We start from the raw sequence: 8,637 nt of genomic DNA on the forward strand, positions 1-8,637 counted from the left end.
CCAGTCCACGCAGGCGCTCGATCGCCTTCTCCCACAACCCAGCACGGGTGCCTCTGAGCCGAAGGATGACATCCAGAAGGGAGCCACGCTCCAGGCTGAGGGCCCGCGACCCGGTTCGAACAGCGCGGAGGTAGAGGAAGCCGAACAGGCGCTTGATGTCCTTGCCAACCCGATCCAGCTCATCGGGTTCGGCGTTTGGGCTGTGGGTGAAGTAGGTTTGCGCCTCGAACTCGTCTTCCTCTGGGTCGTACTTGGCTAGGGTCTCCAGGCGAAGACAGCTGACGACCAATGGCGGGTTGGCCTCGGCCACCTCGCCAGGGCCGAGCACGCGACGCTCAACGGTGTTCCAGAACTCCAGGTGCTGGCCGCAACGGTTCTCGACTTCGGCATTGATGTCGACAAGGACTACTGCGATCCGGATGGGAATCGGCGTCGGCTCACCGCCTTCCTCAGCAGGTCGTTGGAGGTAGTTGGCGTTGTGGAAGTCGAATTCCTCGACCGGCGGAAATCGTGAGATTCGGTCCGGTCCGAGCACGAGGTCGAGAGCCTCAAAGATCGTGCTCTTGCCGACGTTGTTCGGGCCCACTAGCAGCGTGTGGCCGTCGAACTGCAGGTCCGCAGATTTGATGCTGCGGAAGTTCGTGATGCTGAGCTGGACGACCTTCATGATTGTGTGACCCCCTGTGGCGTACATTTTGGCAGGGAGGGCAAGGGATCCCAAGAACCGCTCGGTACGAGCTTGTGTGAGATCGGCTCGCAGAGGCGACTGACCTCATCGCTGCATCTGAAGCCACAGCGCCATCTAGAACCCCAAAGGCAGCGAACCACCTAGTAGCTGCCGTTGATCGACGCAGCGCGAAGGACGCTTGCCGCTGCCAAGCAGATCTTTGCAGGGCGATGCAGCCGTGACGCTGCAAAACGCACCCTGTCCGTCCTCTATACTGCTTCCGTCGTACAAAAGTACGACCGGGATTGGCGTCCCGCGCATTGTTGCGTTGAGCCGCAACGTTTGTTTGTTCGCAGACCTTGCGGCTTTCTGCTTGTCTGGCCATCCTGTTTTTGGTGGCCCGGGCAGGGAGACGAAAGTCTCGCCGTCTTGGCAACAGTGCACGGTACGCCAACTTGTCCGGGCCACCGCCACCCTTCACAAGAGGGTGGCGGTGGCAGCGATCACCAGACAGGGGGCACACACCACATGCCGTCAAGAACAGCGCGGGCTGCAACAGCAGCAGCCATCACCACCGCCACGTTGCTGCAGGAGCCGCCGAGGCTGGCGGTGTTGATCGATGCCGAGAATGCGCGCGCCGCGCAGATGGAGCAGGTGATGGCGCGTGCGGTCCGTTATGGCCGGCCCACGGTGCGCCGGGCGTATGGCGACTGGACCACCACGCAGCTCACGCCCTGGAAGAAGGTCCTCCAGGTGCATGCCATCCGGCCCTGCCAGCAGTTCCACCACAAGCGCAGCAGCAAGAACGCGGCGGACATCACGCTGGTGATGGATGCGATGGAGCTGCTGCACGCGCGCTGCGTGGACGCGTTCTGCCTTGTCTCGTCCGACAGCGATTTCACCGGCCTGGCCGGCCGCATCCAGGAAGCGGGGCTGCGTGTGTACGGCTTTGGCCAGCGTGAGACGGCGGCGGTGTTCGTGGCGGCGTGTGACGTGTTCTGTTTCCTGGACGCCGCGCCGTCTCACGAAGCGCCAGGCTGACCTGCCGGGGTGGGAGGACGGTCGGGTCAGGCCCGCAGGATGCTCTCCATCTTCTTGCCCTTGGCCAGTTCGTCCACCAGCTTGTCCAGCCAGCGGATCTTTTGCATCAGCGGGTCTTCCACGTTCTCCACGCGCACGCCGCAGACCACGCCTGTGATGAGCGCGGTGTTCGGGTGCAGGGCCGGGGCCTGGGCGAAGAAGGTGTCAAAGTCGTGGCCCAGGTCGATCTGCCGTTGCAGGCCGGCCTGGTCGTAGCCGGTGAGCCAGCGGATGACCTCGTCCACCTCGGCCCGGCTGCGCTGCTTGCGCTCGGCCTTCTGCACATACAGCGGGTAGACCTTGGCGAAAGGCATGGAGAAGATGCGGTGCGGTGTGGCCATGGGCAGTGCTTCTTCCTACCTGTGTTCCCCTGCTCAGAGCTTCTCCGTCTCGCCGGCCTTGGGCTGCCACTTCATCAGCCGCTTCTCGATGCGGCCCACCAGTGCGTCGAGCACGAGGGCGAATGCGGTGAGCACGAGGATGCCGGCCATCACGGTGTTGATGTCGAACTGGCCTTCGGCCTGCAGGATGAGGTAGCCCACGCCCTGGCTGGAGCCGAGGTATTCGCCGACCACGGCGCCCACGAAGGCCAGGCCCACGCTGGTGTGCAGGGAGCTGAACACCCAGCTGGTGGCGCTGGGCAGGTAGACGTGGCGCAGCAGTTGTTTCTGGCTGGCGCCGAGCATGCGGGCGTTGGCCAGCACCACGGGGCTGACTTCCTTGACGCCCTGGTAGACGTTGAAGAAGACGATGAAGAACACCAGCGTGACGCCCAGCGCCACCTTGGAGCCCATGCCCAGGCCGAACCACACCGCGAAGATGGGCGCGAGGATGATGCGGGGCATGGAGTTGAGCGCCTTGATGTAGGGCTCCAGGATGGCCGAGGCCATGGGCGAGAGCGCGAGCCACAGGCCGCCGCCCAGGCCGGCCACCGCGCCGATGCCGAAGGCCATCAGGGTTTCGGCCAGCGTGATCCAGAGGTGGACGTAGATGTCGGCGTCGGTGACGAACCAGGCCCACACGCGCTGGAAGATCTTCAGCGGTTCACCGAAGAAGAACGCCGCCTGGCGGTCGTTGTCGAACATGAAGGTGGGCACCAGGCCCGGCTTGGTCATGACGTGCCAGAACACGAAGATCAGCACGAGCAGGCTGAGCTGCCAGATCCGGAGGTTGCCCGGGCGGGGCTTGATGAGTTTCCACATGCGCTGAATCAGGCTGCTTTCTGCAACTGCTGCTGGTAGCCCTTGAGCACTTCGTCGCGCAGCACGGCCCAGATGGCGGCGTGCAGTTCGAGGAAGCGGGGCGTGGTCTTGACTTCGGCCACGTCGCGTGGGCGGGGAATGTCGATGGCGAACTCGCCAATGATGTGGCTGGCGGGGCCAGCGGACATGATGACGACGCGGTCGCTCATGGCGATGGCTTCGTCGAGGTCGTGGGTGATGAACAGCACCCCTTTCTTCTTGCTCGCCCACAGCTCCAGCACCTCGTTCTCCATGAGCTGGCGGGTCTGTATGTCCAGCGCGGAGAAGGGTTCGTCCATGAGGATGATGTCGGGGTCGAGCACCAGGGTCTGGGCGAGCGAGGTGCGTTTGCGCATGCCGCCGCTCATCTGGTGCGGGTAGCGGTCGCCAAAGCCGCCCAGGCCCACGCGGCGCAGCCAGTCGCCGGCCTGGGCGCGCGCCTCGCGCTCGCTCACGCCGCGGAACTGCAGGCCGGCCATCACGTTCTCGATGCCGGTGCGCCAGGGCATGAGGCTTTCGGCCTGGAACATGTAGCCGGCGCGGGCGTTGATGCCGTTGAGCGGCTCGCCGAAGATGCGCACGCTGCCCTTGCTGGGCTCCAGCAGCCCGGCCGCGACGTTGAGCAGCGTGCTCTTGCCGCAGCCGGTGGGCCCGACCACGCTGACGAACTCCCCCGCGCCCACCGTGAGGTTCACGCCCTCGACCGCGGTGTAGCGCTGGCCGGGGGCGTCCTTGCTCACGAAGGTGCAGGCCACGCCCTGCAGGTCAATCGCGGCTGCGGCTGCGGCTGCTGTTGCTGCTGCGCTCATCTCATCCCTTCGGGTACTTGGCGTTGGCCTTCTGCACGAAGCTGTTCGTGTAGACCGCGTTGAGGTCCAGCTTGGCCTTGGCGATCTCGGCGTCCACGCTGGCCAGGGCCTTGAAGGCGGTGTCGGCGCCCTTGGCGGGGAAGCTGCCGTCGGGCGAAAGGGCCTTCTGCGCGGCGAGGAAGCCGTCGATGTAGACGGCGCGGTCGCCCAGCAGGTAGCTCTCGGGCACCACCTTGATGATGTCGCCCGGGCCGGCGGCCTGGATCCACTTGTTGGCGCGCACCATGGCGTTGGCCAGGGCCTGCACGGTGTTGGGGTTCTTGTCGATGAAGGGTTGCGGGCAGTAGAGGCAGCCGGCGGGCATGGGGCCGCCGAAGACCTTCTCGGCCTCGCTGACGATGCGCGTGTCGGAGACGATCTTGAGGTCGCCCGAGCGTTGCAGCAGCGTGATGACGGGGTCGAGGTTGCTGATGGCGTCGATCTGGCCGGCGCGCATAGCGGCCACGGCGCCGTTGCTCGCGCCCACGCCGACGATGCTCACGTCGCTGGGCTTGAGGCCGGCCTTGGCCAGCACGAAGTTGACCAGCACGTTGGTGGAACTGCCCGGCGCGGTCACACCGATCTTCTTGCCCTTGAGGTCGGCCACGGTCTTGAAGTTGGCCATGGTCTTGGGGTTGACGCCCAGCACGATCTGGGGCGCGGCGCCCTGCAGCACAAAGGCGCGCATGGGCTGGCCCTTGAACTGCATGTTGACCGTGTGCTCGAAGGCGCCGGAGACCACGTCGGCGCTGCCGCCCACCACGGCCTGCAGCGCGCGCGAGCCGCCGGCGAAGTCCACGATGGTGGCGTCCAGGCCCTCGGCCTTGAAGTAGCCGAGTTGCTCGGCGATGGTCAGGGGCAGGTAGTAGAAGAGGTTCTTGCCACCCACGGCGATGGTGACCTTGGGCTTCTCCAGCGCCTGCGCGAACACGAGCTTGGGCAAGGCGGCGGCGGCAATGCCGCTGGCGACGAAATGGCGTCTTTGCATGGTGGTGTCTCCTGTCGTTTCAGAAAGCGGAAGTCAGGCGCTCCGGTGCCCGGTGGCGGGCGCCGTTGCGGCTGGAACCCATCATAGTAGGCCCTGCCTGCCGTCCCGGTGGCACCCGGGACATCCCTCAGGGTTCAGGCGGCCAGGGGCAGGCCGTCGACGAAGACCTTGAGCTCGTTGGGTTCGAAGGCGGTCCACTGCTCGTTGCGGGTCAGTGGCGTGGTCACCACCACCGCGGCGCGGTCGCCGGGCTGGTTGAGGTCGGCGAAGTTCACGGTCCAGTCCTGGTCCATCAGCGTCGCGGGCGCGAACGGGTGCTGGCGCACCAGCCAGTGCAGCTTGGTGCTGCAGTGCGCCCAGAGCGCCTCGCCGTTGGAGAGCAGAAAGTTGAAGGTGCCGAAGCGGCGCACCTGCGGCACCAGCTCGCGCAGGGTGAGCGTGAGTTCGGCCACGTCGGGCAGCGCGGCGTGGGACTTGTGCAGCTCCTGCATCAGCCAGCAGAAGGCGCGCTCGCTGTCGGTGGTGCCCACCGGGCGGAAGTGGCTGTGCAGCGGCGGAAAGTAGTCCTTGAGGTCGCCGTTGTGGGCGAACACCCATTGCCGTCCCCAGAGTTCGCGCACGAAGGGGTGGGCGTTTTCCAGCGAGACCTCGCCGATGGTGGCCTTGCGCACGTGGGCAATGATGTTGCGGCTCTTGAGCGGGTAGCCCTGCAGGAACGCGGCCATGGGCGAGTCGGCCGCGCTCTGGTGGTCGACGAACAGGCGCAGGCCCTTGCCCTCGAAGAAGGCGATCCCCCAGCCGTCGGCATGGTGGTCGGTCTTGCCGCCGCGCTGGCAGAAGCCGGTGAAGCTGAAGGTGGCGTCGGTGGGCGTGGCGCAGTTGAGTCCGAGCAGTTGGCACATGTGGTGGGCATGAGGTGGTGGCCTGCACGCATTCTCTCCGTTCGCGCGGGGTTCCGGCGCCTGGGGGGGCTTGGCTGGTAGAATCCCCCGACAAGTTGCATCTTGCTCGCCGCTGCAGCTTTCGTTGTCTGACACGGTCCGCGGTTTCCTCAACACCGCCCCGCCAGCCAGTTGGCCAAACCCCCGGCCCCGCTGGTGATCAAACTCCCCCCTTGGCGAGCTTCACCCCCAGCCCTGTTTGCAGGGCGCTCCCGATCTGCCCGCGTGCAGATGCACCCGGCCCATCGACGGTCCGCGCGTGCCCTTTTTCATGGCGCGCTGCCCGCGGGAAGGCAGCGCCAACACCATGTCCATCATCACATTCGAACAACCTTTCACCGTGGGCAAGTACCTTGTCTCACCGCTGAGCCGGCGCACCGAGACAGGCGACTACCTGGCCAGCATCTCTCTGCGCAGCGGCAACGGCGTCGGCACGCGCGACCGCGTGTTCCGGTTGCTGCCGCGCTTTGATTCCCGCCAGGAGGCCCTGGTCCATGCCGCCCAGGTCGGCCGCGGCCTGGCTTCACCACAGGCCTTGGCCTGATTCGTTTTCCGGCGCGACGCAAGTCCCGTTGATCACCCTTGAACCGAGACCTCGATCAGGATGGCTTGCCATCGCGCGCCGCAAGGGTCTCTTTGATGAAAGAAAACCGTTCCATGAACAACAAGCTTTACGTGGGCAACCTGCCTTACACCGTCGACGACAGCGCGCTCTCGCACAATTTCTCGGCCTACGGCGCGGTGCAGTCCGCCAAGGTCGTGATGGACCGCGACAGTGGCCGCTCCAAGGGTTTTGGCTTTGTCGAGATGGGCTCCGAGGCCGAGGCGCAGGCCGCCATCGAAGGCCTGCACGGCGTGAGCGTGCAGGGCCGGGCCATCACCGTGAACGTGGCGCGCCCGCCTGAAAACCGCCAGGGCAGCGGTGGTGGCGGTGGCCGCTTCGGCGCGCCGCGCCGCGCCTACTGACGGCGGGCGAGGCCGCACCACCCGCCTTGACGGCGGTGCCCCGCGTCAGGCGCTGGCGTGTGGCACATGGGGTGCGGCCCGCAGCCGCAGCGCGGCGACGATGGCCAGCGCGCTGACGGCCGCGAGCATGAGGAAGGTTTCCTCGAAGGCGGCGGTGCTGGCGGTGTTGTTGGCGCCGCCCAGTTGGGCGCCGTGCGCGGCCAGCCGCCATTCGAGCACGATGCCGCACAGGCTCACACCGGCCGAGCCGCCGAGCATGCGCAGGAAGTTGATGACGCTCACGCCCTGCGGGATGTGCACGCGCTCCAGCCCGCGCATGGCGCCGATGTTGAGCGAGGGCAGGATGAAGCCCAGGCCGATGCGGCCCAGCACCGCCCAGATGACCAGCAGCGGGATGATCTGCGCCGGCCGGCTCGGGTCCACCGTGACCATGAGGGCGAACGAGGCGGACAGCAGCACCAGCCCGATGGTGACCAGCACGTGCGTGGGGTGGCGGTCGGCCATGCGGCCCACCAGCGCGATGGCACCGGCCAGCACCAGGCCGGCGGGCAGCAGGATGGTGCCCACATAGGACGGCGAGAGCCCCAGGCCCATCTGCATGTAGACCGGCAGCAGGTAAGTGGAGCCGAACAGCGCGATGCCGTAGATGAAGGCGACGATGCTGCCCATGGCGAAGCGCCGGTCGGTGAACAGCGAGAGGTTCATCAGCGGATCGACGCCGGGCCGGTGGCGCCGCGCCTTGAGGGTGCGGCGCTGCAGCCAGATGAACACCAGCAGCAGCAGGGTGGCCACGCCCAGCAGCGAGCCGGCCGCCAGCGCCGTGCCGCCATGCAGTTCCACCAGGCCGTTGAGCAGGCACAGGGTGCCGGCGGTGGCCAGCAGCAGGCCGCGCCAGTCCAGCGCCGCGCCGGTGGGGTTGGCGGCCACCCCGCCGGGCGCGGTGGTGGGCACCAGGCGCTGCGCCAGCCAGAGTGAGACCAGGCAGAACGGGACCACCATGAAGAAGATCGAGCGCCAGCCGAAGGCGTCCACCAGCAGGCCGCCGATGCTGGGGCCCAGGGCCGGTGCCAGCACCACGCCCATGCCGAAGATGCCGCTGGCGCGGCCCTGCTCGTTGGATTCGAAGGCGCGCAGGATGATGATGGCGGGGATGGGTTGCACCACGCCGGCGGCCAGGCCTTCGGCCACGCGCGCGGCCAGCACCAGCGGGTAGTGGTTGGCCAGGCCGCCCACCACGCCGCCGACCAGCAGCAGCCACATGCAGCCGGCGTAGGTGCGGCGGTAGCCGTAGCGCGAGAGCAGCCACGGCGTGGTGAGCATGGAGACCGTCATGGCGGCCATGAAGCCGGAGGACACCCATTGCGCGCGCTCCTGGCCGAGCGCGAAGTGGTGGCTCAGGTCGGGGATGGCCACGTTGATGATGGTCGAGGACATGATGGCCGCGACCGAGCCGGTCATGACGGCCAGCAGCAACAGCCAGCGATAACGCGCGCCGTAGCGCTCGCGCAGCTCGGGCAGGGTGCTGGCGCGACTCATGACGGCAAGCCCGGCAGGCGTGCCGGTCCGGGCACGGTGCGACGCGGGCGCGCGCGGGCGGGATCCGGGGCGCGGCGCTCCGCGCGCATCGGATCAGCTACGCGGTTCAGACCACAACTTCCCGCCGGTGGCCCAGTTCTCGCGCTTGACGTCGGTGATCAGGATGTCGACCGACTCGGGCGAGCCGCCCAGCACCTCGACCGTGATGCGGGTGATCTCCTGCACCAGCTTCTTCTTCTGCTCGACGGTACGGCCTTCCATCATCTCGATGTGGTAGGTGGGCATGGGATCGGACTCCTTGTGGTTGGACGGGTGGACATGGGGCCGGCGCACGGGCGCGCCAGTGCCGGGACGGCTCGGTGTTCAGGCG

General features: G+C 67.1%; 11 protein-coding genes. 3 read left to right on the forward strand and 8 right to left on the reverse strand.

Features of this window, described 5'->3' with window-relative positions; translation table 11 throughout:
- A partial coding sequence (locus KIT53_RS20085) for an AAA family ATPase (protein ID WP_297756249.1) occupies positions 1-667 on the reverse strand: 667 nt, incomplete at its 3' end.
- Positions 668-1,195: 528 nt separating this feature from the next.
- Here KIT53_RS20085 and KIT53_RS20090 point away from each other — a divergent pair.
- Complete coding sequence (locus KIT53_RS20090) at positions 1,196-1,708, forward strand: NYN domain-containing protein (RefSeq protein WP_297756250.1); 513 nt, start codon at positions 1,196-1,198, stop codon at positions 1,706-1,708.
- Between the two features lie 26 nt (positions 1,709-1,734).
- Here KIT53_RS20090 and KIT53_RS20095 read toward each other — a convergent pair whose 3' ends face one another.
- The 5 genes from KIT53_RS20095 to KIT53_RS20115 form a co-directional block, all read right to left on the reverse strand.
- Entirely contained in the window at positions 1,735-2,088 is a 354-nt protein-coding gene (locus tag KIT53_RS20095; RefSeq protein WP_297756252.1) for a DUF2200 domain-containing protein, read from the reverse strand.
- Between the two features lie 33 nt (positions 2,089-2,121).
- Positions 2,122-2,949 (reverse strand): ABC transporter permease, encoded by an 828-nt coding sequence (locus KIT53_RS20100; protein WP_297756254.1) that lies wholly within the window; start codon positions 2,947-2,949, stop codon positions 2,122-2,124.
- Between the two features lie 8 nt (positions 2,950-2,957).
- On the reverse strand, positions 2,958-3,797 hold the full coding sequence (locus KIT53_RS20105) for an ABC transporter ATP-binding protein (RefSeq protein ID WP_297756256.1): 840 nt from the start codon (positions 3,795-3,797) through the stop codon (positions 2,958-2,960).
- Between the two features lies 1 nt (position 3,798).
- Positions 3,799-4,824: an ABC transporter substrate-binding protein gene (locus tag KIT53_RS20110; RefSeq protein ID WP_297756257.1), complete on the reverse strand. Its 1,026-nt coding sequence runs from the start codon at positions 4,822-4,824 to the stop codon at positions 3,799-3,801.
- Positions 4,825-4,958: 134 nt separating this feature from the next.
- Positions 4,959-5,726 carry a class II glutamine amidotransferase gene (locus KIT53_RS20115; RefSeq protein WP_297756258.1) on the reverse strand — a complete coding sequence of 256 codons (768 nt, stop codon included), beginning with the start codon at positions 5,724-5,726 and terminating at the stop codon, positions 4,959-4,961.
- Positions 5,727-6,072: 346 nt separating this feature from the next.
- Here KIT53_RS20115 and KIT53_RS20120 point away from each other — a divergent pair, with 346 nt between their 5' ends.
- Positions 6,073-6,309, forward strand: coding sequence for a hypothetical protein (locus tag KIT53_RS20120; RefSeq protein ID WP_297756260.1), 237 nt, complete (start codon positions 6,073-6,075; stop codon positions 6,307-6,309).
- A 113-nt stretch (positions 6,310-6,422) separates the two neighbouring features.
- The gene (locus KIT53_RS20125) at positions 6,423-6,731 is read left to right on the forward strand and encodes an RNA-binding protein (protein WP_297756262.1); all 309 of its coding nucleotides are present in this window, start codon (positions 6,423-6,425) and stop codon (positions 6,729-6,731) included.
- Between the two features lie 45 nt (positions 6,732-6,776).
- On the opposite strand, the gene KIT53_RS20130 is transcribed toward KIT53_RS20125, so the two are convergent.
- Together KIT53_RS20130 and KIT53_RS20135 are read right to left on the reverse strand one after the other, a co-directional pair.
- Positions 6,777-8,267, reverse strand: coding sequence for an MFS transporter (locus KIT53_RS20130; protein ID WP_297756264.1), 1,491 nt, complete (start codon positions 8,265-8,267; stop codon positions 6,777-6,779).
- Between the two features lie 93 nt (positions 8,268-8,360).
- The gene (locus KIT53_RS20135) at positions 8,361-8,600 is read right to left on the reverse strand and encodes a 4-oxalocrotonate tautomerase (RefSeq protein ID WP_297756265.1); all 240 of its coding nucleotides are present in this window, start codon (positions 8,598-8,600) and stop codon (positions 8,361-8,363) included.
- Between the last annotated feature and the right edge of the window lie 37 nt (positions 8,601-8,637).

It is taken from the genome of Hydrogenophaga sp., assembly GCF_026125785.1.
Taxonomy (GTDB): Bacteria; Pseudomonadota; Gammaproteobacteria; order Burkholderiales; family Burkholderiaceae_C; genus Hydrogenophaga.

What these genes read in the sequence shown, in the direction of transcription:
- KIT53_RS20090 (WP_297756250.1), top strand. Translation starts at nt 1,196, where the DNA reads ATGCCGTCAAGAACAGCGCGGGCTGCAACAGCAGCAGCCATCACCACC.
- KIT53_RS20095 (WP_297756252.1), bottom strand. Translation starts at nt 2,088, where the DNA reads ATGGCCACACCGCACCGCATCTTCTCCATGCCTTTCGCCAAGGTCTAC.
- KIT53_RS20100 (WP_297756254.1), bottom strand. Translation starts at nt 2,949, where the DNA reads ATGTGGAAACTCATCAAGCCCCGCCCGGGCAACCTCCGGATCTGGCAG.
- KIT53_RS20105 (WP_297756256.1), bottom strand. Translation starts at nt 3,797, where the DNA reads ATGAGCGCAGCAGCAACAGCAGCCGCAGCCGCAGCCGCGATTGACCTG.
- KIT53_RS20110 (WP_297756257.1), bottom strand. Translation starts at nt 4,824, where the DNA reads ATGCAAAGACGCCATTTCGTCGCCAGCGGCATTGCCGCCGCCGCCTTG.
- KIT53_RS20115 (WP_297756258.1), bottom strand. Translation starts at nt 5,726, where the DNA reads ATGTGCCAACTGCTCGGACTCAACTGCGCCACGCCCACCGACGCCACC.
- KIT53_RS20120 (WP_297756260.1), top strand. Translation starts at nt 6,073, where the DNA reads ATGTCCATCATCACATTCGAACAACCTTTCACCGTGGGCAAGTACCTT.
- KIT53_RS20125 (WP_297756262.1), top strand. Translation starts at nt 6,423, where the DNA reads ATGAACAACAAGCTTTACGTGGGCAACCTGCCTTACACCGTCGACGAC.
- KIT53_RS20130 (WP_297756264.1), bottom strand. Translation starts at nt 8,267, where the DNA reads ATGAGTCGCGCCAGCACCCTGCCCGAGCTGCGCGAGCGCTACGGCGCG.